Here is a 21,527-nt window from a genome sequence, read left to right as displayed (position 1 = left end):
GTTCGTGGTTTCCTGGCCCCCGACGACTCCGACACGACGGGGGCAGGGCATGACGGTCGGCAACAGCACTCCCCGCGGCAAAGCAGCCCCCGACTGGGTGGACCTGTCCGACATGGAGTTCTGGGCCGGCCCCTACGAGGACCGGGCCCGCGGGTTCGAGCGCCTGCGGACCGAATGGCCGCTGCCGTACTACCCGGAGCCGGTGTCGCCGCTGCCGGCCGGTCCGGGCTTCTGGGCGGTGACCCGGCACGCCGACGTGGTCGAGGTCAGCCGTCGGCCGGAGGAGTTCTGTTCCGGCCAAGGCGCCACCCACATCCCGGACTTCCCCACCGCGTTCGCCGAGTTCTTCGGCTCGATGATCGAGATGGACGACCCGCGGCACCACCGCCTGCGCCGCATCGTGTCGCGGACCTTCACGCCGCGCATGATCAAGAAGTTCGAGCACGACGTGGAGAAAGCCGCCGCACGGATCGTCGGCGAGGTGGCCGACCGCGGTGAATGCGACTTCGTCACCGACGTCGCCGCCCGCCTGCCGCTCAAGGTCATCTGCGACATGATGGGAATCCCGGAGAAGGACTACGAGTTCGTCCTCGACCGCACCAACACCATCATCGGCATCGCCGACCCCGAGTACGTGCCCGAGGACGCCGACCACATCACCGTCCTGCTCACCGCGGGCGGCGAACTCGCGAATCTCCTCACCGAGTTGGGCACCTACCGGATCGGCCATCCGGCCGACGACGTCATCTCCGCGCTGGTCAACGCCAACATCGACGGCGAGCAGCTCACCGCCGAAGAACTCGCGTCGTTCTTCATCCTGCTGGTGGTGGCCGGCAACGAGACGACCCGCAACGCGATCTCGCACGGGCTCCGGCTGCTCACCGACAACCCCGACCAGCGGGCCCTGTGGCTGAGCGACTTCGAGCGGTACGCGCCGACCGCCGTCGAGGAGATCGTCCGCCTCGCCTCCCCGGTCGTGTGGATGCGCCGCACCGCGACCCGCGACACCGAGCTGGCCGGGCAGGCGATCAGCGAGGGCGACAAGCTGCTGATGTACTACTGGTCGGCCAACCGCGACGCCGCGGTCTTCGCGGACCCCGACCGGTTCGACATCACCCGCGACCCGAACCCGCACGTCGGGTACGGCGGCCCCGGCCCGCACTTCTGCCTCGGCGCGCACCTCGCCCGGCGCGAGATCACCGTGATGTTCCGCGAGCTGCTGGGGCGGCTCCCGGACATCCGCGTCGCGGGGGAGCCGCAGCGGCTGCGGTCCAGCTTCATCAACGGGGTCAAACACCTGCCCTGCGCGTTCTAGCCGGCGTCCACAGGGTGTGGATATCCCCGCCCTGTGGACACCTTCGACACAGAGAGCCTCACGCCGCGATCGGCGCCAGTTTCCGGTCGAGGTTCTTCATCGCGCGCCGGAACGTGTTGCCCATGAACCACGGCGAGAACCGCAGCGTCAGCGAGATGACCGCCTTCGGGTCGCACGCGAACGTCCAGGTCACCCGCGAGCCGGTGCCGCGCTCCGCGATCGTCCACTCCTCGATCAGCGCGTTCGCCATCGGCACCGTCGCCGTGTCGACGCGGTAGGCCCACCGCGACGGTTCCTCCCACGCCATGATCGTCTCGTGGAACACCACCGGCTTGACCAGGCGGATCTCGCGCCGCGCGCCCACGCCGTGCGCCGGTGCGCCCTCGGCCGCGTCGGGCGCCTCGGCGAGCCAGTGCGCGCCGGTCAGCCCCGGGAACCAGCCCCGCCAGGTGGCCGGGTCGTCGGTCAGCGCCGCGAACACCTGCTTCGGCGACGCCTGCAGGTCCGCCGACCAGGCCCGCCGGCGCGGCGCGGTCTGCACGAACTCGATCGGTTCGGCGCGGAGCGTGTACTTCATGGCAGCCTCCGGGGTGGGCAGGACGGTGCGCCCAGGCTATTGACGACCCGTCAGACCCACAACGACCCGACCGCCACCGACCCGGTCCGCAAGGCCCCGGCTCCACACCGACGGTCACCATGCCGACGGACACCACCCCGACCGACCCCACCCCGACCTACTCCCCACCAACCGGCCCCCACGGAGGGTGACGCATGACCGCCGTACTCGACCACCGCTTCGACGGCCCCGCCTCCGGAGCCGCCGACGCCCCCGTCCTCGTCCTCGGCTCGCCGCTCGGCGCCGACGGCCGCGTCTGGGACCGGCTCGTCCCGGCGCTCGCCGCCACGCACCGCGTCGTCCGCTTCGCCGCCCGCGGCCACGGGCAATCGGAGCTGCCGCCGGAGTCGCCGACGATGGCAGACCTGGCCGCCGACGTCCTCGCGATGCTGGACGCCGACGGCATCGACCAGTTCGCCTACGCGGGCATCTCGCTCGGTGGCGCCCTCGGCCTCACCCTCGCCCTGGAGGCGCCCGAGCGCGTCGAACGGCTCGTCGTGTGCAGCAGCGCGGCCTGCTTCGGCGACCCGCAGCCCTGGCGCGAGCGCGCCGCCCTCGTGCGCGCCGACGGCATGGACGCGGTGGCCGAGACGGTGGTCGGCCGCTGGTACACGCCGGAGTACGCGGAGCGCGAGCCGGACGTCGTCGCCGCCACCCTGGCCATGCTGCGCGCGGCCTCGCCCGCCGGCTACGCGGCGTGCTGCGAGGTGATCGCGGAATACGACGTGCGCCCGCGCCTCGGCGAGATCACCATGCCCACGCTGGTGCTGGCCGCCGACCGCGACCCGTCGACGCCGCTCCCGCTCGCCGAGGAGATCGCCGCCCGGGTGCCGGGCGCGACGCTCACGGTGATCGACGATGCGGCGCACTTGGTCATCGTCGAGCAGGCCGAGCGGGTGCGGACCCATCTGGACGGGTTCCTGAGCATCAGGTGAACCGCGTGGGGGCGTGGACAGCCGCGCGGGGCGCCGGACCACACCGGAATGGGCGCCGAGCGGTTCGATCACTGCGCATCAGCAGCCGTTGCCGCGCATTCCGGCCAACTCCTCGGATGTCGGCCGCTCCGCACGCTACGTTGCCGACCCGACCGCGAACCCCCTTGCCCATCGCGGGTATTCATCGAGGAGCCGTCTGGTGCCCGCCGTGCCGACCACCGCCGCAGTCCCGCTTCCCCCGGCACGCCGCCGCGCGGCACCCATGAGCGTGGCAACCCTCGCGGGTGCGGCCCTGGCGATGGTCGTGCTGGTGGGCTGTGGTGGTGGCGGAGGCGGTGGTGCCAAACCCGCCGCCCAGGGCAGCGCCGTACCCGCGACCGCGGCGTCCCCGTCCGCCCCGGTCTCCGCAGAGGCACCCACGCCGGATCCGAGCGCGGCAGGCGTCACGACGCAGACGGGCACGGCACCTCCGCGCGTGTCGCCGAGCGCGGCGAAAGCCACCCCGACGCCCTCGTCCGCCCACCCGTCCGCCGCGTCCGCGCCGGCGCGCCCCCCGCAGGACGCCGCCACGACGGTGCCGAACGTGGGCGGCATTGCCTACGCCGACGCCGCCGCGCGACTGACGTCCGCCGGACTCACCGCGGCGCGCGTCGACGAGGTGTCGTCCCGGCCCGCGGGAACGGTGCTGCGCAGCAATCCGCCGTCGGGTACGTCCGTGGCGAAGGGCACGCGCGTGACCGTGACCGTCGCCAAGGCGGACGACACGACGACCACCGTGCCGGCGATCAAGGACATGTATCCGAAGGAAGCGCGTGCGGCCGTGCAGGCGGCGGGTTTGGCGTTCGACCCGACGTGGGTGCGGAATGCCGACGATGCCACGTACAGCCACTGCCGGATGTGGGAGTTCACGCCCGCGGCGGGGACCGTGGTCAAGAAGGGCACCATGGTCGACGTCACGCGCGTGTACGGGTGTGGTTGAGCAGCCACCCGAGAGGACCCCGGACGTCACCGTCGCCTAGTCCAGTCCGTAGACCCGCACCGCGTTCCCGCCCAGCACCCCCCGCACGGTCTCGTCGTCCACCCCGGCCGCCCGGGCCGTCTCCGCGAACGCCCGCGCGTTCGCGGCCGTCCCGGGCATGCCCGGCCAATCGGTGGCGAACACGAACTTGCGGGCCAGCCGCCGGAAGTCGAAGCGCCGGTAGTACTCCGGCAGCTTCTTCGGCGGCAGGCCCGACAGTTCGATCCACACGCCGGGGTGCAGCATCGCCATCGACGCGGCGGCGTCGTACCACCACCCGCGGCCGCCGTGCGCGAGCACCACCGTCAGCCCCGGGAAGTCCCGGAGCACCGGGTCGAGCAGCGTCGGATCCGCGAACGCGTTGGTGGAGCCCGGGAACGTGCTGGTCCCGCAGTGGACCACCACCGGCAGCCCGCGCTCCCGGCACACCGCGTAGGCCGGGTACAGCATCGGATCAGCGCACGAGAACCCCGCGTGCACCGGGTGCAGCTTGAGCCCGACCGCGCCGAGTTCCGCCTGCCGCTCGACCTCGACGTCGACCGGGTAGTGCAGGTGCGGGTTGACGTTCGCCAGGAACCGGAACCGCGCCGGGTTGTGCTTCACGATCGGCAGCAGGTCCTCGACCGGCTGGATCCCGGTGGCCTTGGGGCTGTATTCGCAGAGAAGCACCGCATGGTCGACGCCCTGCGCCGCGAAGTGGGCGTCCAGCAGTTCGGGGACGACCGTGCCCTCGGCGTCGTACACCGCCGGCCAGTCGTGCCCGTGCCCGAACTCGTGGGCCCAGCGCAGCCAGGCGGGTGCCAGCGTGGGCAGCCGCGGCGCGTGCACGTGGGCGTCGACCAGCAGATGTCCGTCGATCATGTGCTCTGCTCCTCGGGAACGGTCCCGGCGGCCACGGCCGCTTCTTCCTTCTCCTCCTCCCGCAACCGTTCGGCGACCACACTCCGCAGCACGTATCTGCGCAGCTTCCCGGTCGCCGTCATCGGCAGCGCGTCGAACACGAACACGTGCCGGGGCCGCTTGAACGCCGCCAGGCCTTCCCGGCAGTGCGCCACCAGCGCCTCGGCGTCCACCGTGTGCCCGGGGGCCGCCACCACGCACGCCACCGGCTTGTCGAGCCCGTCCGCGTCCGGTGCCGCGACGACCGCGGCCTGCGCGACCGTCGGGTGGCTCAGCAGCCGCGCCTCGACCTCGGACGGCGACACCCAGATGCCGCCCGCCTTGATCATGTCGTTGTCCCGGCCGAGGCAGGCGTAGTAGCCGTCGGCGTCCCGCACGTAGATGTCCCCGGTGGCCAGCCACTCGCCCTGGAAGACCGCGCGCGACGTGTCGGTGCGTGCCCAGTAGCCGGTCGCGAGCGAGGGGCCGCGCAGGAACAGGTTGCCCGGTTCGCCGTCCGCCGCTTCCCGGCCGTCGGCGGTGCGCAGCCGCAGGTCGTAGCCCGGCACCGGGGTCCCGGTGGTGCCCGGCCGCACGGCCCCGGGCCGGTTGGACAGGAAGATGTGCAGCGCCTCGGTCGACCCGATGCCGTCGACGATCTCGATGCCGAACCGGTCCCGGAACCGGGTGAACAGCTCCGCGGGCAGCGCCTCGCCCGCCGAGACCGCGAACCGCACCGGGGCGAACGCGTCGTCGGCGATGTCCGGGCTGTGCAGCAGCGCCGCGAAGAACGTCGGCCCCGCGAAGAACAGTGTCGGCCGGTCTTCGGCCAGCCGCGCCGCCACCGAGGCCGGGGTCGGCCGCGCCGGGTCCAGCACGGCCGTGGCACCGGCGGCGAGGGGGAAGAACGCCGCGTTGCCGAGGCCGTAGGCGAAGAACAGCTTGGCGACCGAGAAGCACCGGTCGTCGGCGGTCGCGCCCAGCACCTGGGCGCCGTACGTCTCCACCACCTGCCGGATGTTCGCGTGCCGGTGCATCGCGGCCTTGGGGGTGCCGGTGGTGCCGGACGTGTAGAGCCACAGCGCGGGGGAGTCGTCGTGGGTGGCGTCCGGTCCGGCGTCTTCGCCGGCGCCGAGGCCCAGCAGTTCCTCGTACGTCACGCGCGTGCCGCGGCCGGGCCGCACGTCCGCGTCGTCGATCGCGACGACGCCGGCCAGGTCGGGCGCTTCGCGGGCGGCCGCCTGCGCGATCTCCGCGAACTCCGCCGAGACGACCAGGAACCGGGCCCGCGAGTCGCGCAGCAGTTCGCCGAGTTCGCCGCTCCGGTACATCGTCGACACCGGGACGGGCACCGCACCCGCGCGCATGGCGGCGAGGAGCATCACCAGCATCTCGGGCCCGTCGGCGGAGAAGACCATGACGCGTTCCTCGGGCCGCAGCCCGATCGCCCGCAGCCCGGCGGCGGCGCGCCGCACCCGGGATCCGAGTTCGGCGTAAGTGAGCGTGCCCCGCGGGCCGGCTACGGCTGTGCGGCCGCCGTGCCCCCGGCTGATCTGACGGTCCACCAGGTAGCTGGCGGCGTTGAACGGCTTTGGCATCGCGGCCCCTTCGGATCGCGTACGGGAGGGCCGAGGCGGACGCCGTGGTTCCTCAGCGCACTCGGCCGGGGGGAGTGGGGTCGTGTCCGGTGTCGCGGTCTCCCGGACACGGCCTAAGCGAGGTGCACGTACTCGTACGCGAACGGGTGGCCGTTGATGCCCTGCCGCGGCGGCGCCACCCACGACGCGATCCGCCCCGGCTCGTACACGGGCCGCATCAGCGAGGCGACGAAGGCCATGTCCTCGTCGCTCGGCAGCCAGGCGGCGCGCCGGGCCTCCCACGCGGCGGCGGACAGCAGGGTGCCGTCGGGGGCGACGTGGTGGGCCGCGAAGGCGCCGACGGAGCGGTTGAAGCCGTGGTGCGGCAGCGTCAGGACGGCGTCCGCGCCGTGGTCGGCGAGGATGCGGTTCCAGCGGGTGACGCCGCCCCGGCAGTCGGCGGTGTACTCGCCGCGCAGGTCGTGGTTGAGCGCGACCAGGGCGGCGGAATCGACGGCGGCGATGTGCCCGTCGACGACCGCGTCGACCGCGACGTGGTCCTCGGTCAGGACGTGGTCGTCCTTGCGTCGCTGTTCCTGCCAGCGTCCCTTGAGGCCGTTGGTGAAGTAGTTGGCCACGTTGGTCGACGTCTCCGAGCCGAAGAGGTCGAGCGAGACGCTGTAGTGGAAGTTGAGGTAGCGCTGCACGACGCCGAGCGGGATGCCGCCGTACGGTGCGATGTCGTCGGTGTCGTGCTCGCGCATCAGCTCGGCGGTGCGGGCGACCACCCGGTCGATGCCGGTGGTGCCGACCATCATGTGGTGCGCTTCTTCCTTGAGCATGAAGTCGCAGGTGCGGGCCAGCGGATCGAACGCGCTCTCCTTGAGCGTGCCGAGCTGGTACTTGCCGTCCCGGTCGGTGAAGTACGTGAACATGAAGAACGCGAGCCAGTCGGGCGTCGGCTCGTTGAACGCGCCCAGGATGCGCGGCGCGTCCTCGCTGCCGGAGTTGCGCAGCAGCAGGCTCTCGGCTTCCTCGCGCCCGTCCCGGCCGAAGTAGGCGTGCAGCAGGTACACCATCGCCCAGAGGTGGCGGCCCTCTTCGACGTTGACCTGGAAGAGGTTGCGCAGGTCGTACAGGCTGGGCGCCGTCGCGCCGAGGTGCCGCTGCTGTTCGACGGAGGCCGGCTCGGTGTCGCCCTGGACGACGATGAGCCGCTGCAGTTCGGCGCGGTGCTCGCCGGGTACCTGCTGCCAGACGGGCTCGCCTTTGTGGCGGCCGAATCCGATCGTCCGGTCCCCGGCCCGCTCGGACAGGAAGATGCCCCAGCGGTACTCCGGCAGCGCGACGTGGCCGAAGTCCGCCCAGCCGTCCCGCTGCACCGACACGGCCGTGCGCAGGTACACGTCCCGGGTCGGCAGTGCGGGGCCCATTTCGCCCCACCAGGACAGGAACTTCGGCTGCCACGACTCCAGGGCGCGCTGCAGGCGCCGGTCGTCGGAGAGGCCGACGTTGTTGGGAATCCGTTCGCGGTAGTCGATGAGGCCCACGGCGCATCACACCCGTTCGGGGTCGAAATCGGCGCGCTGTCCGGTGCCGTAGCGGCGCAGGGCGCCTTCCGGACCGACGGCGTTGGGGCGGTTGAAGATCCAGTTCTGCCAGGCGGTGAGGCGGCCGAAGATCTTCGTCTCGATCGTTTCGGGGCCGACGAAGCGGTGGTTCGCCTCCAGGCCGGTGAGGGCGTCGGGGCTGAGCGCGGCGCGTTCCTCGACGGCGATGCGGACCTCGTCGGCGTAGTCGATGTCGTCGGGCGCGAACGTGACGAGGCCGAGGGCGAGGGCGTCCGCGGCGGAGATCGGCTTGCCGAGGTAGTCCGCCAGCTCGCCGGTGCGGCCCGGCTCGCCGTGGAAGCGCGATTCCAGGCGGGTCAGTCCGTTGCCCATCGGGTACGCACCGAAGTTGGCCTCGGTCAGCCGGAGTCCGGCGGGCTCGGCGTCGGGCTCGTCCTCGAAGACGCCGTCGAGCATGTACTGCCGGTCGGCGGCGAGGGCGAGTTCGAGGAGCGGTCCGGTGAAGCAGCTGCCGGGCTCGATCAGGGCGACGAGCGTCCGGCTGGTGACGTCGAGGCGCTTGAGGGTGCGCTTGAGGAAGTGGCGGATCTCGTTGACGAGCCAGTGGTCGGCGTTCCGGGCCAGGAAGGCGTCGTACTCGGCCACCGCGTCGGCGTCGCCCGCGGTCTTGAGGACCCACGTGCCCACGGCGTTCTCGTTGGTCCGCAAGTGCAGGATGGCGTCGTCGAGTTCGCGCGTCATCGCGAGCGGCCAGAAGGCGTCGCCTTCGCGCTGTGCCGCGGCGGCATCCGGCGGCACGGGGGCGGTCGGTGCGGCGACGGTGAGGGTGGCCGTGCGTGCGGTGCGGTCGATGTCCACGGCGACATGGGTGTAGGCGAAGCCGTCGGCGCTCTCGGTGCGCTGCAACGGCGTCAGCCGGACGCCCTCGGTGTGGCCCGATGCCGCCCGCGGTGACGCCGCGGCGGCTTCGGCGGCGCGGGCGGCGATCGCCTCCGCGAACCGGCTGCGCGGCACGGTCCGGTCGACGAGCTTCCAGGCCACCGCGGTCTTGCCGCGCACGCCGTCGGCCTTGGTGGCGAACACGTCGGCGAGGTCCTTGCGCACGCCGCGCTTGTCGACGACCCGGGTCAGGCCGCCGGTGCCCGGCAGCACGCCCAGCAGCGGCACCTCGGGCAGCGACACCGCCGAGGATCCGTCGTCGACGAGGACGATCTCGTCGCAGGCCAGCGCGAGTTCGTAACCGCCGCCGGCCGCGGTGCCGTTCACCGCGGCGATGAACGCGAGGCCCGAGTGCGTGGACGAGTCCTCGATGCCGTTGCGGGTCTCGTTGGTGAACTTGCAGAAGTTCACCTTCCAGGAGTGCGCGCTCTGCGCGAGCATCCGGATGTTGGCGCCCGCGCAGAACACCTTGTCCTTGGCGCTGCCCACCACGACGGCCCCGACCTGCGGGTGCTCGAACCGGATCCGCTGCAGCGCGTCGTGCAGCTCGATGTCGACGCCGAGGTCGTACGAGTTGAGCTTCATCTCGTAGCCCGGCACCAGACCGCCCAGTTCGTCCACGTCCAGGGTCAGGTACGCCGTGCCGCCGGCCACCTCCAAACGCCAATGCCGGTATGCCTCCGGATGCGTGTCGAAGCGGACCGGTGACAGTGCCATGTCTGCGCCTCTCAGCCGACGGAACCTCGGGGGGTGCGTGCGTGCTGCAGTGCTGCGGTTCCGATGTTCTACTGAAAATCGTCGTGACGTCAATCATCTGTATGAAGTCGATCGCGGCTGCGATACTCGGCGGCGCTCCGAAAGCGGCCGACGGGAGGCGGAGGTCATGACGCACGCGGTGGGACCGGCACAGCCGGCGATCTCGCGCCGTCGGGAAGTGGGTGCGGCGAGCGCGCGTTCCCTGCTGATGACGCTGCTCGGGGAATACGTCCTCCCGCACGGCGGCGCCGCCTGGACGTCCACCGTCCTCAAGGCCCTCGACGGCCTCGGCATCGAAGAGAAGTCCGCGCGCCAAGCACTCGCCCGCACCGCCGCCGACGGCTGGATCGCCTCCGAGCGCAGCGGGCGCCGGGTGCGCTGGGTCCTGACCCCGCCCGGCCGCCACCTTCTGACCGAAGGCGCCGAACGCATCTACTCCTTCGGCGTGCCCGGGCCCGGGTGGGACGGCCGCTGGCTCGTCCTGATGGCGACCGTGCCCGAGACGCAGCGCAAGTTGCGGCATCAACTGCGCACCCGGCTCACCTGGGCCGGCTTCGGCAGCCCCGCACCCGGGATGTGGATCAGCCCGCACGCCGAACGCGGGCCCGAAGCGGAAGGGATCATCCGCGAACTGGGTCTCGACGCCTCGGCGTTCTCGTTTCATGGTGCCTACGGCGGGATCGGCTCGCAGCGTGCGATGGTCGACCAGGCCTGGGACCTGGCCGAGATCGCCGCCCAGTACGAGGGCTTCCTCGACCGGTTCGCGGGAATGCGCCCGGCGTCCGGCCCCGAGGTCGTGCTGGCGCAGGTCCGGCTGGTGCACGAATGGCGCCGCTTCCCGTTCCTCGACCCGCTGCTGCCGCCGGAACTCCTGCCGGCGGAATGGATCGGCGAGCGCGCCGCCGCGGTGTTCGCCGAGCTGCACGGCGCGTGGCAGGCGCAAGCACAAGCGTCGTGGGGCGCGTTGGCCGACGAGGCCGAGGCCTAGAGAGTTTGTCCGAAAACGTGCCAGGGGGCGGGTCCGAAGACCCGCCCCCTGGATCGCTCGCGCGTCGGCTACATCGTCACGAGCCCTTCGAGCGCCATTCGGTAGCGCAGCAGGATCTGGCGCAGCCGCTCGGTGTCGCCGCCCGCGGCGGTGCGTTCCGCGGACAGCTCCTCACGGCGTTTCGCCATCGCCTCGGCGACCCGGTCTATGGCCTCCTGGAGCAGGACATCCGCCCCGGCGACCGCATCGGCCGGGCTGTCCACGAAGCCCGCGAGGTTCTCCCGAAGCCGCCTGCGGTACTGGTCGGCGGCCGACTTGGCGAGCAGCGGGGGCTGCGGCGCGTCCGCGCCCGCGGTCCCACTGCCGACGGATGATGCGGCGGAGGACGAAGAGGAGCGTCCGGCCGACGGCTTGGCGGGCAGGGGGATCACCGGCGGCGGCTTCAGCGCCGACCCGGTCTTCTCGCTCACCCTGGCCTGACGGGCGGCCGCGTCGCGGTCGTCGCGTTCGATGACGGGCTTGGCCTCGGCGGATTTGTCGGTCGCAGTCATGGTCGGTCAGCTCCCACGGGACGGAGAAGTGGCATCGGGTGCGCGGCCGAGCAGGTCGTCGAACAGGGTCCGGTGGTGCAGCAGCGCTTGGCGCAGATCCTCGGTGGACGCCTTGCCCGCCGCGCCCAGCCGTTCGATCTCGTGGGCTTGGCGGTAGCGGTCCAGGTGGCGGCTGTAGACGACGGACAGGATGTCCATGCGGACGGTGCGTTCTTCGGTCGGATACCCGCGGTCGTGCATGACGCGCGTGATGAGTGCGTCGGCTTCCGCTACCGCATCGGTCGGGGACTCCACGAAACGTTCCTGGAGAGCCGCCCAGGCCGCCTCGTACTTGGTCTTCGTCTCGGCGGGCAGATCGCGGATGTCGAGGTCCCGGTAACGGCGTTCGCGGGCGGCGAGGACGCGTTCGGCCTCCCGCCGCGACGCGTACTCGCCGAGCGCACGTTCGTATTCGGGCCCGAAGCGGCGGCGCAGGCGGCGCCGTCGGGCCGTGGGCAACCCGGCGGCCGCGGCCGCTGCCGCGACGACTGCCGCCAGCACAATGACGATCAGTTCAATGGACACAGCGAATCCCTCCGAGGACTCCCTTGCCCGGTTTCCCCTTCCCTCATACGGATGCCGTGATGCCGCGCCCGGTTCCCGGTCGCGACGGCGGCAGTTCCGGGCACCGCGACGGCAAGTCGCGGTGCCCGGCGGAGGGTTGGCCCGCGCTGCGGAGCGCCGCGCGGGCCGTGGTGCGGGGTCAGTCGTCGTCGGTGGCCGGATTCCCCCAGTGCTCGCCGGCCGGCGGGGCAGTCGGCGGGACGCCGGGCGGGGCGCTCGGCGGCGGGGGCGGGGCCGCCGGGGTGGCAGGCGCGGTGGGTGGCATCGGGGGAGCCGCGGGCGGCGGCACGTACGGCTGGTGCGACGGCGGCGGGGGAGTCGGCGAGCCGGTCGGTTGCGGCGGGACGGTCGGGTGTCCCCAGCCTGTGGAGACCGGCGCCTGCGTCGGCATCGGCGGTGCGGGGGGCGGCGGAGGGGGTGCCGGGTGTCCCCAGCCGGTCGGCGCGGGCTCCTGGGCCGGCCGCGGCGGCGCCGCAGGCGGGGGGCCGTACGAGCCGGTGGGCGGCTGCTGCGGCGCACCGTACGGCCCGGTGGCGCCGTAGGCCGCCGGGCCTCCGGTCATCCCCGGCATCCCCGCCATGCCCGTCATCCCGGGTGCCCCGGCGAACGCCGGTGTCGTCCCGGGCTCGGGCACGAACCGGAAGTACGCCCAGAACAGCACCGCCACGCCGCCGAATCCGGCGAACAGCACCAGGGCGGCAGTCGTCGACGTGTCGTTGTCCGACCCGGCGGTGCCCGAGTTGAGCACCAGCACGTGCACGAACAGGGCGATGGCGAGGGCGTATGTTCCCAGCCACACCCACAGGTTCCACTTGCGCAGCTTGGCGCCGTCGAGGAAGCGCAGCGGCACGAGCCCGAAGATGACCGTCTCCAGGCCCATGATGAAGATCGTGCCGAGCACGGTGTCGGCGATCAGCAGGCCGGTGTTGGCGTTCCGCTCGGTCGCCTTGTCGTGGAGGAACTCCAGTCCGGCCCATGCCGCCCCGGACACCACCAGCACCGCGATCGCGCCGAACAGCACCCCGCGGCCTTCCTGGGATCGGCTCAACTGCCTTTCGCGCAAGGCGACATAGCCGAGCACGAGGCCGAAGACGTAGCCGGGCACGAAGTCCGACAGCCGGGACAGCAAGGTGCAGAAGAACGCCAGGATCAGCGCGGGCGGGATCGTCTTCAACGCGCCGGGCACCTGCGACGCCCGCTTCGCGACCTGCTCGCCGGGCCAGGCGTAGGCGATGATCACGATCGGCGCGGCGATCAGGAAGCCCAGCAGCAGGATCCCGGTCTTGGCGTTGAACCCCGAGTCGGGGTCGACGACGGTCGACAGGATCGCGCTGATCAGTACGAAGATCGGCAGCACCCACCGGGAGTTCCACAGGGCCCGGAACGGGTTGACGGGCACGGCCTGCACGGGCGCGGTGACGTACGCGCCGGTGCCGGAGCCGGGTCCGCTGTCCGGCCCTCCCGGGCCGGATCCGGCCGCCCCCGGGGCACCGGGTGCGGCAGGCGGGTTCGCGCCGCCGCCGCCGCGCCGCCGCCACCAGCGCGAGATCCGCGCGCGGTTCTCCTCCAGCGTCCTGTTGAACAGTTCGGCGGGGAAGCCGATCAGCAGCACCAGGCCCGCGGCCAGGCCCGCGCTCTTGCCGAGGCTCTCGGCGTCCAGCGGCACGTCGCTGGGCAGCGGCAGGGCGTTGAGGATCGTCGAGACGTTCTCGTCGACGGGATGCAGGGCCTTGTTGAGGCCTTCGCGGATGCCGTCGCCGTCGCTCGCCGGGAAGTACTGGCCGCCAGTGGCCTGGGCAATGCAGCTCAGCTCGGTGTTGGCCTGGTTCGAGGTCTGGAAGCCGACGGTGTTGGCGACGAAGGTGATGCCCAGGTCCTTCTGGACCTGCTTGACCGCTTCGCACGGCGGGTCGTCGTCGCACGAGCTTTCGCCGTCCGACACCAGCATGAGGATCTTGTCGGAGGAGTCCTTGGGGAACTCTTCCGCGGCCGCGCGGATCGCCGCCCCGGTGGGGGTGCTGCCGCCGGGCGTCAGCTGCTCGATCTGCTGCCGCAGCTTGTCGCGGTTGCCTTTGCCGGGCGGCACGAGCTGCTCGCCGCCGTCGCCGCACGAGCCGCCGAACTGGTGGAGGCCCGCGAGGTCGCTGTCGGCCAGCGAGGAGACCGTGGTGCGCAGCGCCGCTTGCGCGTCGGTCATCTTGTTGTCGTCGCTCATCGACCCGGAGGTGTCGATGAGGAGGACGATCGAGCGTTTGCCGGCGGCGTCGGCGGACGGGGCGAAGAACGTCAGCAGGACCAGGCCGGCGATTGCGGCGAGAAGCGCCTTCCGCCACCGGTCCGACCGGCTTCTCGTGACGGGCATCAACAGGAACCTCTCGGCGGCGACCGCGGAACGGGCGGGCGTCTCCCCGGACCCCGGTCGGCCCGACCCCGCCCCGTGCGCATGGGCATGCACAGCGAAACCAGTGTGGCGGGGTCGGGTGCCGTGAGGGAGGGGATTTCCCTCGTTCGGGTAACGCAAAGCGCCCGGCAGCCATACGGATGGCCACCGGGCGCCCGGTAAGCGGCTTTTGACGCTACGTCACCGCCGCGCGGCGGGTCAGACGTTGACGCCGTAGTCCTTCGCGATGCCGGCGAGGCCCGACGCGTAGCCCTGGCCGAGGGCGCGGAACTTCCACTCGGCGCCGTTGCGGTAGATCTCGCCGAAGAGCATCGCGGTCTCGGTGGACGCGTCCTCGGAGAGGTCGTAGCGGGCCAGCTCGGTGTTGTCCGCGGCGTTGACGATGCGGATGAACGCGTTGCGGACCTGGCCGAACGACTGCTTGCGGTTCTCCGCGTCGTAGACCGACACCGGGAAGACGATCTTGTCGATGTCCGCCGGGAGGCCCGCGAGGTTGACCTTGATCTGCTCGTCGTCGCCTTCGCCCTCGCCGGTCTTGTTGTCGCCGGTGTGCTGGACGTTGCCGTCCGGCGTCGCGGCGTTGTTGAAGAAGACGAAGTGCTGGTCGGAAGCGACCTTGCCGGTCTGGTTGACGACGATCGCGCTCGCGTCGAGGTCGAAGTCCTCGCCGGTGGTCGTGCGCAGGTCCCAGCCGAGGCCGACGACGATCGCGCTGAGCGTGCCGCCCGCGGCTTCCTTGGTCAGCGAAACGTTGCCGCCCTTGCTGAGGCTGACTGCCATGGGGTTTCCCCTCCGAGGTGTGTGCGTGCGTGGCCGGATGGCCGGTTTGGGTCCCGGAAGCCGGGTTCGGTCCGGATTGCCGGACCGACGCTACTGCCATCCTCAGGACGCCAGAAGGGGGCCGTGAAGTTCCCGGGCCGCGTGTCGGGCACGCCCTCTTGACGCCGCCCCGGAAATGCCGTGTCATAGACGCAACGAAAAGGCATATGACTAATAGTCATAGTCGGGTGTCGGGTCACCACAGTTCAGGGGCCGCCATGTCCAGCGTCACGATCGACCCCGCGCGCATGCGCCAGGTCATGGGCCACTTCTGCACGGGCGTCACGGTGATCACGGCCGTCCACGACGGCGCACCCGTCGGCATGGCCTGCCAGTCCTTCACCTCGCTGTCGCTCGAACCGGCGTACATATCGTTCGCCCCGGCGCTGACCTCGACCACGTGGCCGAGAATCCGCGCCGCGGGCACCTTCGTCGTCAACGTCCTCGCCGCCGACCAGCAGGACGTGTGCCGGGCGATGGGCCGCAGCGGCGGCGACAAGTTCGCCGACGTGGACTGGGCGCCGGCCCGCAACGGCGCGCCGCGGCTGGCGGGCAGCATCGCGTGGATCGAAGCCGACGTCGACCACATCCTGCCCGGCGGCGACCACGAGATCGTGATCGGCCGCGTCAGCGAACTCGAACTTCCCCGCGACGCCGCCCCGTTGTTGTTCTACAAGGGCGCGTACGCAGGTATCTCCGGCTGATCCAGGAGCCGAGGCGGAGGCCGGTTCCCGGCCGCCGCCGCACCCGGACCACCCGCCGCCGAGGGACGGTCGGCCGCGGCGTGAGGCGGGCCCGTGGGCACCCCTGTTCCCACGGCTTCCGCCGGGAACGCGACAGGCCCGCCCGCATCCTCGTACCGGGGTGCGGGCGGGCCTGCCGCATGCTTGGGGACCTGGTCAGCGGCGGTCCGTGAACCGGATGTCCAGGCTCCGCAAGTACGTCTGCAGCCCCGCGTCCTGAATGGGGATCAGGTGCGCGGGCGCACCCGACTCGTTGTGGTGCGCGTGCCACTTGCCCGGAGGCGTCACGAAGGCCCCGCCCGGCTCCCAGTCCACCCGCACCGGGTCGACGATCTCGCCGCGCTCGTCGAGCCGGTCGCCGAGCAGCGAGTAGCAGCCCGGCTTGCAGTCGAGGATCAGGTCGAGCGCGACCGACTGGTGCCGGTGCGGGCGCTGGATCTGGCCGACCGGCAGCAGCCCGAACATCGCCCACAGCACGTGTGTGACGGTCAGCGTCTGGTCCTGCTCGGCGTTGTTGAGCAGCACGCTGACCCGGTTCTTGGCATTGGCGCCCGGGGCTTCGGCGATCGCGGTCAGTTCCGCGACGGCGCGCTCGCGCGAGAACTTCGTCGGCTTGAAGCGCGGACCGGCGGGGACGACGCCGAGGTAGCGCAGCAGCGGTTCGTCGTGCACCCAGTACATGACGGTGTCCGCGTCGGCGTGGTGAACGACCTCGCCGACCGCGGGCAGCACGACGAAGTCGCCCTTCTCCCACCGCGCGACGCGGCCGCCGACGACGGACGTGCCGCGCCCGTACATCACGTAGTACAGCTGCGAGGTCGCGTCGACGTCGACCGCGAGCCGGTCGCCGCGGTTGATCCGCACGAAGTTGGCCAGCAGCGCCGGGCTCGTCGCCGGGCCGCCCGCGATGCGCAGCGGTCCGGACAGGTCGAGCGGGACCACCCGGGTCTCGCCGCCGCTGTGCAGGGCCGCGGGGAAGGCCACGGCGGGGACTTCGGTGGTGAGGCCGGCGCCGATCGGGTTGGCGGCCTTGCTGTACTCCCAATAGCGGGCGTCGGCCGACCAGTCTTCGGCGAGCGCGTCGAGGCGCCCTTCGAAGCCGTATTCGGCGACGTCGACCACCGGCGGCGCGGCCACCGTGGGGTCGAACAGCTCGGCGTCCGCGGCCGGCTGCGTGGTCGTCAGGTCGATGGCCGCCATGGCCTCCCCTTCAGGTCCGTGCTGGTACTCCCCCTGCTCCGCCGATGCTGCCACCGAATGCCGCGGATCGGTACGACGTGGATCACCGCGGCGTCCACCGGACCGCCTCTGTCCACCGATCGGTGGACAACCGGTGTACGTCGGCCGGACGTCCCTGCGGACCCCCGCCCCCCGGCAGAGTCGAGGGCATGGAGACGACACCGGGAAACACGGCGGTCCGGGTCCGGGGACTGCGCAAGGCATACGGGTCGCACACGGCGGTCGACGGCGTCGACCTCGACGTGCGGACCGGCGAGATCTTCGCGCTGCTCGGCCCGAACGGCGCGGGGAAGACCACCGCCACCGAGATCCTCGAAGGCCAGCGCGGCCGCGACGCGGGCGAGGTCGCCGTGCTCGGCGAGGACCCCGCGCGGGCCGGCGCCGCGTGGCGGGCCCGGATCGGCATCGTGCTCCAGGAGTCGAAGGACTTCGCCGAACTGACCGTGGCGGAGATCGTGCGGCACTTCGCGCTGTACTACCCGGCGCCGCGCGACCCCGACGAGGTGATCGACGCGGTCGGCCTGGCCGACAAGGCGGGCAGCCGCACGACGCAGCTGTCCGGCGGGCAGCGCCGCCGCCTCGACGTCGCACTCGGCATCCTCGGCGACCCCGAGCTGCTGTTCCTCGACGAGCCGACCACCGGCTTCGACCCCGAAGTGCGGCGCCGTTTCTGGGACCTGATCGCCGGACTGCGCGCGGACGGCACGACGATCCTGCTCACCACCCACTACCTGGACGAGGCCGAGCACTTGGCCGACCGGGTCGGCGTCCTCGCCGCCGGACGCCTCGTCGACGTCGACACCCCGGCCCGGCTCGGCGGCCGCCACCTGGCCCCCGCGACCGTCCGCTGGACCGAAGCCGGCGCGCCGCAGGAGATCGCCACCGACGCGCCGACCGCGGAAATCGCCGCGCTGTCCGCCCGGTTCGGCGGCGAAGTGCCCGGCCTGTCGGTGTACCGCCCGTCCCTGGAAGACGTCTACCTCACGCTGATCGGAGAGGCCCGATGACCGCGACCCCGGCCACCGCCCCCGCGCCCGCCGCGGACTCGAAGCCCCGCACTCCGCGTCCGCGGCAGCGCACGGCGGCCTACGCCGCCCCGTCGGTGCTGCGCATCGGCCGGGCCCGGGCTGCCCTGGAACTGCGCCAGTTCTTCCGCGACCGGCGGCAGGTCTTCTTCACGTTCTCGATGCCGATCGTGATGTTCCTGCTCCTCGCTTCGATCTTCCGGGAGACGTACAAGGACGTCGGGGTCACGACCCAGCAGATCTACGTGACCGGCATGCTGGCGACCGGCATCCTGTCCACCTGCTTCCAGGGCCTGGCGCTGCAGATCGGCGGCGAGCGTCAGAACGGCACCCTCAAGCGGCTGCGGGCCACGCCGATGCCGCCCGCGTCGTACTTCCTCGGCAAGATCGCGCTGGTCGTGGTGAGCAGTCTTGGGCAGGCCGCGGTGCTGCTCGGTCTGGGCGCCGCGTTCTTCGGGCTCGACCTGCCGACCGCGCCGGGGCACTGGGTCACCTTCGTGTGGGTCTACCTGCTCGGCGCGACCGCGTGCACGCTGCTCGGCATCGGCGCGAGCAATCTGATCCGGGGCGAGAACGGCGGCCCGATCGTGCTGCTGCCGATCATGGTGCTGCAGTTCATCTCCGGCGTCTTCGTGGTCTTCGCCGAGCTGCCCAAGGGCATGCAGACGGTGTCCGCGCTGTTCCCGCTCAAGTGGATGTGCCAGGGGATGCGGTCGGTGTTCCTGCCCGACGCGTACGCCACGATGGAGCCCGCCGGGACCTGGGAGCACGGCCGTATCGCCCTGGTCTTGACCGCATGGGTGATCATCGGGTTCGTGGTGTGCACGAAGTGGTTCCGATGGAAGGGCCGTGACGAAGGGTGACCACTCCCTGGGAGACGTCCATCCCCGTAGACCCCGGGGTGTGGCGGCGGCAAGTGCTCACGGTGTGGCACTTCTCGTTCGCGATGGTGGTCACCGTCTCGACGCTGATCATGGTGGACCGGCACGCGCCCGCCGCCGCCTACCTGGTGATGGGCGCGTACGCGGTCGGCTACGTGTACCTCATGGCCCCCGCGATGCAGAAGCCCGAGGGCTACCGCGCCTACGTCTTCCTCGCCCTGACGTTCGCCACGGTCACCACCCTCGCGCTGCTCGCGCCCGGCGGCCTGGTGATCTTGTACGTGGCCTTCCCGCACTTCTTCGCGGTCCTCGACCGCTTCCGCACCAAGCTCGCCGGAGTCGCGGCCACCGCGGCCGCCGCGTTCGCCGGGTCGGTCGCGCACGACGGCGCGAGCGGCGGCTCCGTCCTGGACGCGTTCGTGACGGTCACCGCCGCCGTGCTGACCAGCCTCGGCATGGGGTTCGTCACCGCGGTGCTGATCCGCGAATCGGAACGCCGCGGCAAGCTCATCGGCGAGCTGGAACGCACCCGCGCGGAGCTCGCCGAGGCCAACCACGAGGCCGGCGTGCTCGCCGAGCGCCAGCGGATGGCCCGGGAGATCCACGACACCCTCGCGCAGGGCTTCACCAGCCTGCTGATGCTCGTCCAGGCCGCCGACGCGTCCCTCGACACCGACCCGGAAGGCACCCGGCGGCGCCTCGACCTCGCCGCCCGCACGGCCCGCGAGAACCTCGCCGAGGCACGCGCGCTGGTCGCCGCCCAGGACCCGGTCGAGCTGGCCGGCGGCTCGCTCGCCGACGCCCTGGGCCGCGCGGTCGCCGGGCTCGCCGAGGAACTCGACATCGCCGCGGACTTCCGGGTCGCCGGCACGCCGCGCGACCTGCCCGCCGCGACCCAGGTGGTGCTGGTCCGCACCCTCCAGGAGTGCCTGGCGAACATCCGCAAGCACGCCGCCGCCACCGAGGTGCACGCGGAGCTCGCCTACCGCCCGATCGGCGTCCGCCTCACCGTCGCCGACAACGGCCGCGGATTCGCCGTCCCGCGCGACGGCGACCACGCCGCCGCGGCACCCGGCACCTCCGGATACGGTCTGCGGGGGATGCGGGCCCGGATCGAACAGGCACGCGGCACCCTGGACATCGCCGGCGCCCCCGGCGCGGGCACGACGGTATGCGCGGAGGTTCCCTGACCATGGCCGGCACCCCCATCCGGCTGCTGCTCGCCGACGACCACCCGGTGGTCCGCGAAGGCCTCGCGGGCATGCTCGCCGGGGAACCCGACCTGGAGGTCGTCGGGGCCGCCGACGACGGCGCGCAGGCCGTCGCGCTGGCCGCCGAACTGCGCCCCGACGTGGTCCTCATGGACCTGCGCATGCCCGGCACCGACGGCGTCGCCGCGACCGGCCGGATCACCCGCGAGCTGCCCGGCATCCAGGTGCTGATCCTCACCACCTACGACACCGACACCGACATCGTCCGCGCCGTCGAGGCGGGCGCCGCCGGCTACCTGCTCAAGGACACCCCGCGCGCCGAACTCGCCGCCGCGGTCCGCGCCGCCGCCCGCGGCGAGACCGTGCTCGCCCCGCCGGTCGCCGCCAAGCTGGTGACCCGCATGCGCGCCCCGGCCCGCGACGCGCTCAGCCCGCGCGAGACCCAGGTTCTCGGACTGGTCGCCCGGGGCATGACCAATGCCGAGATCGGCCGCGAGCTGTACATCGGCGAGGCGACCGTCAAGACGCACCTGCTCCGCGCGTTCGCCAAGCTCGGCGTCGACGACCGCACCGCCGCCGTCACCGCGGCCATGGAACAGGGCCTGCTGCCGCGTCCGGGACAGTGACCGGCGGGGCCGCGGGGCCGCCGCTCCCGACCCGTACGAAGGGCAGAACCATGACTGACCAGGCACCCCCGCCGTTCGAACCGCTCCGCGAGGACTGGTCGACCGCGGTGGCGATCGTCGCCCACCCCGACGACATGGAGTACGGCGCGGCCGCGGCCGTCGCCCGCTGGACCGGGCAGGGCAAGACCGTCGTCTACGTCATGGTCACCAGCGGCGAAGCCGGCATCGACGGCATGCACCCGGACGAGGCCCGCCCGGTCCGCGAGGCCGAGCAGGTCGCCTCGGCCGCGGTGGTCGGCGTGGACACCGTGGAGTTCCTCGGCCTCCCGGACGGCGTCCTGGAGTACGGTCTCCCGCTGCGCCGCGAGGTCGCCCGCGTGGTGCGCCGGCACCGCCCGGACATCGTGATCACCGGCAACTGGCGGGAGACCTACGGCGGCGTCATGCCGAACCAGGCCGACCACATCGCCACCGGCCGCGCCGTGCTCGACGGCGTCCGGGACGCCGGCAACCGGTGGATCTTCCGCGAGCTGGCCGAGGACGAGGGCCTGGAGCCGTGGAACGGCGTCAAGCAGATCTGGGCCGCCGGATCGCCCGACGCGGCGCACGCCGTCGACACCACCGAGACCTTCGCCAAGGGCGTCGCGTCGCTCGAAGCGCACGCCGCCTACCTGGCCGGCCTGGGCGGCAGCGCCGGGAACATGGCCGACGCCGCCGAGTGGCTCGAGGGCTTCGCACGCACCGCGGGGACCCGGCTGGGCACCCGCTTCGCGGCCTCCTTCGAGGTCGTCCCGCTGACCTTCGAGTAGCCGCCGCCGCAGCCGCGACCCGGTC

At 72.3% G+C, this 21,527-nt stretch carries 20 protein-coding genes; 10 read left to right on the top strand and 10 right to left on the bottom strand.

The features are described 5' to 3' along the window. Positions 1-49 precede the first annotated feature (49 nt). Positions 50-1,315: a cytochrome P450 gene (locus ABEA93_RS27455; RefSeq protein ID WP_345678482.1), complete on the top strand. Its 1,266-nt coding sequence runs from the start codon at positions 50-52 to the stop codon at positions 1,313-1,315. Positions 1,316-1,373: 58 nt separating this feature from the next. Here ABEA93_RS27455 and ABEA93_RS27450 read toward each other — a convergent pair whose 3' ends face one another. Then, positions 1,374-1,892, bottom strand: a complete 519-nt coding sequence (locus ABEA93_RS27450) for an SRPBCC family protein (protein WP_345678481.1) — start codon at positions 1,890-1,892, stop codon at positions 1,374-1,376. A gap of 194 nt (positions 1,893-2,086) precedes the next feature. On the opposite strand from ABEA93_RS27450, the gene pcaD reads away from it, so the two are divergent. Continuing rightward, complete coding sequence (pcaD, locus tag ABEA93_RS27445; protein ID WP_345678480.1) at positions 2,087-2,866, top strand: 3-oxoadipate enol-lactonase; 780 nt, start codon at positions 2,087-2,089, stop codon at positions 2,864-2,866. Positions 2,867-3,065: 199 nt separating this feature from the next. Next, on the top strand, positions 3,066-3,845 hold the full coding sequence (locus ABEA93_RS27440) for a PASTA domain-containing protein (protein ID WP_345678479.1): 780 nt from the start codon (positions 3,066-3,068) through the stop codon (positions 3,843-3,845). 36 nt (positions 3,846-3,881) lie between these two features. Here the strand turns inward: ABEA93_RS27440 and ABEA93_RS27435 are convergent, their stop codons facing one another. The 4 genes from ABEA93_RS27435 to boxC form a co-directional block, all read right to left on the bottom strand. After that, the gene (locus tag ABEA93_RS27435) at positions 3,882-4,745 is read right to left on the bottom strand and encodes an amidohydrolase family protein (protein WP_345678478.1); all 864 of its coding nucleotides are present in this window, start codon (positions 4,743-4,745) and stop codon (positions 3,882-3,884) included. Further along, positions 4,742-6,361 (bottom strand): benzoate-CoA ligase family protein, encoded by a 1,620-nt coding sequence (locus tag ABEA93_RS27430; protein WP_345678477.1) that lies wholly within the window; start codon positions 6,359-6,361, stop codon positions 4,742-4,744. Before ABEA93_RS27430 ends, ABEA93_RS27435 begins: the two co-directional genes overlap by 4 nt. 113 nt (positions 6,362-6,474) lie before the next feature. After that, positions 6,475-7,890: a benzoyl-CoA 2,3-epoxidase subunit BoxB gene (gene boxB / locus ABEA93_RS27425; protein WP_345678476.1), complete on the bottom strand. Its 1,416-nt coding sequence runs from the start codon at positions 7,888-7,890 to the stop codon at positions 6,475-6,477. 6 nt (positions 7,891-7,896) lie between these two features. Then, entirely contained in the window at positions 7,897-9,567 is a 1,671-nt protein-coding gene (boxC, locus tag ABEA93_RS27420; RefSeq protein WP_345678475.1) for a 2,3-epoxybenzoyl-CoA dihydrolase, read from the bottom strand. 166 nt (positions 9,568-9,733) lie between these two features. On the opposite strand from boxC, the gene ABEA93_RS27415 reads away from it, so the two are divergent. Continuing rightward, the gene (locus tag ABEA93_RS27415) at positions 9,734-10,594 is read left to right on the top strand and encodes a PaaX family transcriptional regulator (protein WP_345678474.1); all 861 of its coding nucleotides are present in this window, start codon (positions 9,734-9,736) and stop codon (positions 10,592-10,594) included. 68 nt (positions 10,595-10,662) lie between these two features. Here ABEA93_RS27415 and ABEA93_RS27410 read toward each other — a convergent pair whose 3' ends face one another. From ABEA93_RS27410 to ABEA93_RS27395, 4 genes are all read right to left on the bottom strand, one after another. Beyond that, positions 10,663-11,145 carry a hypothetical protein gene (locus ABEA93_RS27410; RefSeq protein ID WP_345678473.1) on the bottom strand — a complete coding sequence of 161 codons (483 nt, stop codon included), beginning with the start codon at positions 11,143-11,145 and terminating at the stop codon, positions 10,663-10,665. Between the two features lie 6 nt (positions 11,146-11,151). Next, on the bottom strand, positions 11,152-11,709 hold the full coding sequence (locus tag ABEA93_RS27405) for a hypothetical protein (protein ID WP_345678472.1): 558 nt from the start codon (positions 11,707-11,709) through the stop codon (positions 11,152-11,154). A 178-nt stretch (positions 11,710-11,887) separates the two neighbouring features. Beyond that, the gene (locus ABEA93_RS27400; RefSeq protein WP_345678471.1) at positions 11,888-14,110 is read right to left on the bottom strand and encodes an FGLLP motif-containing membrane protein; all 2,223 of its coding nucleotides are present in this window, start codon (positions 14,108-14,110) and stop codon (positions 11,888-11,890) included. 237 nt (positions 14,111-14,347) lie between these two features. Beyond that, entirely contained in the window at positions 14,348-14,929 is a 582-nt protein-coding gene (locus tag ABEA93_RS27395) for a TerD family protein (protein ID WP_345678470.1), read from the bottom strand. A 257-nt stretch (positions 14,930-15,186) separates the two neighbouring features. Between ABEA93_RS27395 and ABEA93_RS27390 the strand changes: the two genes are divergently transcribed. Continuing rightward, positions 15,187-15,672: a flavin reductase family protein gene (locus ABEA93_RS27390; RefSeq protein ID WP_345678469.1), complete on the top strand. Its 486-nt coding sequence runs from the start codon at positions 15,187-15,189 to the stop codon at positions 15,670-15,672. A gap of 195 nt (positions 15,673-15,867) precedes the next feature. Here ABEA93_RS27390 and ABEA93_RS27385 read toward each other — a convergent pair whose 3' ends face one another. Then, positions 15,868-16,911, bottom strand: coding sequence for a cupin domain-containing protein (locus ABEA93_RS27385; protein ID WP_345678468.1), 1,044 nt, complete (start codon positions 16,909-16,911; stop codon positions 15,868-15,870). A gap of 188 nt (positions 16,912-17,099) precedes the next feature. On the opposite strand from ABEA93_RS27385, the gene ABEA93_RS27380 reads away from it, so the two are divergent. Genes ABEA93_RS27380 through ABEA93_RS27360 form a run of 5 tightly spaced genes read left to right on the top strand, consistent with a single transcriptional unit; the run spans position 17,100 to position 21,502 of the window. Next, entirely contained in the window at positions 17,100-17,957 is an 858-nt protein-coding gene (locus tag ABEA93_RS27380; protein ID WP_345678467.1) for an ABC transporter ATP-binding protein, read from the top strand. Then, entirely contained in the window at positions 17,954-18,838 is an 885-nt protein-coding gene (locus tag ABEA93_RS27375) for an ABC transporter permease (protein ID WP_345678466.1), read from the top strand. Before ABEA93_RS27380 ends, ABEA93_RS27375 begins: the two co-directional genes overlap by 4 nt. Further along, positions 18,835-20,046: a sensor histidine kinase gene (locus tag ABEA93_RS27370; RefSeq protein WP_345678465.1), complete on the top strand. Its 1,212-nt coding sequence runs from the start codon at positions 18,835-18,837 to the stop codon at positions 20,044-20,046. The genes ABEA93_RS27375 and ABEA93_RS27370 overlap by 4 nt, the downstream gene beginning before the upstream one ends. 2 nt (positions 20,047-20,048) lie before the next feature. Next, positions 20,049-20,693 carry a response regulator transcription factor gene (locus ABEA93_RS27365; RefSeq protein WP_345678464.1) on the top strand — a complete coding sequence of 215 codons (645 nt, stop codon included), beginning with the start codon at positions 20,049-20,051 and terminating at the stop codon, positions 20,691-20,693. Between the two features lie 50 nt (positions 20,694-20,743). Then, positions 20,744-21,502 (top strand): PIG-L deacetylase family protein, encoded by a 759-nt coding sequence (locus ABEA93_RS27360; RefSeq protein ID WP_345678463.1) that lies wholly within the window; start codon positions 20,744-20,746, stop codon positions 21,500-21,502. The last annotated feature ends 25 nt before the right edge of the window (positions 21,503-21,527 follow it).

The sequence above is a fragment of the Yinghuangia aomiensis genome (assembly GCF_039542225.1).
In the GTDB taxonomy this organism is placed as follows: domain Bacteria; phylum Actinomycetota; class Actinomycetes; order Streptomycetales; family Streptomycetaceae; genus Yinghuangia; species Yinghuangia aomiensis.
The sequence above is the reverse complement of the archived record's forward strand: the minus strand, read 5'-3'. Positions and strand labels throughout refer to the sequence as shown.

Coding starts and splice junctions, on each gene's coding strand:
- ABEA93_RS27455 (WP_345678482.1), top strand. CDS start 50: ATGACGGTCGGCAACAGCACTCCCCGCGGCAAAGCAGCCCCCGACTGG.
- ABEA93_RS27450 (WP_345678481.1), bottom strand. CDS start 1,892: ATGAAGTACACGCTCCGCGCCGAACCGATCGAGTTCGTGCAGACCGCG.
- pcaD (WP_345678480.1), top strand. CDS start 2,087: ATGACCGCCGTACTCGACCACCGCTTCGACGGCCCCGCCTCCGGAGCC.
- ABEA93_RS27435 (WP_345678478.1), bottom strand. CDS start 4,745: ATGATCGACGGACATCTGCTGGTCGACGCCCACGTGCACGCGCCGCGG.
- ABEA93_RS27430 (WP_345678477.1), bottom strand. CDS start 6,361: ATGCCAAAGCCGTTCAACGCCGCCAGCTACCTGGTGGACCGTCAGATC.
- boxC (WP_345678475.1), bottom strand. CDS start 9,567: ATGGCACTGTCACCGGTCCGCTTCGACACGCATCCGGAGGCATACCGG.
- ABEA93_RS27415 (WP_345678474.1), top strand. CDS start 9,734: ATGACGCACGCGGTGGGACCGGCACAGCCGGCGATCTCGCGCCGTCGG.
- ABEA93_RS27410 (WP_345678473.1), bottom strand. CDS start 11,145: ATGACTGCGACCGACAAATCCGCCGAGGCCAAGCCCGTCATCGAACGC.
- ABEA93_RS27400 (WP_345678471.1), bottom strand. CDS start 14,110: ATGCCCGTCACGAGAAGCCGGTCGGACCGGTGGCGGAAGGCGCTTCTC.
- ABEA93_RS27395 (WP_345678470.1), bottom strand. CDS start 14,929: ATGGCAGTCAGCCTCAGCAAGGGCGGCAACGTTTCGCTGACCAAGGAA.
- ABEA93_RS27390 (WP_345678469.1), top strand. CDS start 15,187: ATGTCCAGCGTCACGATCGACCCCGCGCGCATGCGCCAGGTCATGGGC.
- ABEA93_RS27385 (WP_345678468.1), bottom strand. CDS start 16,911: ATGGCGGCCATCGACCTGACGACCACGCAGCCGGCCGCGGACGCCGAG.
- ABEA93_RS27380 (WP_345678467.1), top strand. CDS start 17,100: ATGGAGACGACACCGGGAAACACGGCGGTCCGGGTCCGGGGACTGCGC.
- ABEA93_RS27375 (WP_345678466.1), top strand. CDS start 17,954: ATGACCGCGACCCCGGCCACCGCCCCCGCGCCCGCCGCGGACTCGAAG.
- ABEA93_RS27365 (WP_345678464.1), top strand. CDS start 20,049: ATGGCCGGCACCCCCATCCGGCTGCTGCTCGCCGACGACCACCCGGTG.
- ABEA93_RS27360 (WP_345678463.1), top strand. CDS start 20,744: ATGACTGACCAGGCACCCCCGCCGTTCGAACCGCTCCGCGAGGACTGG.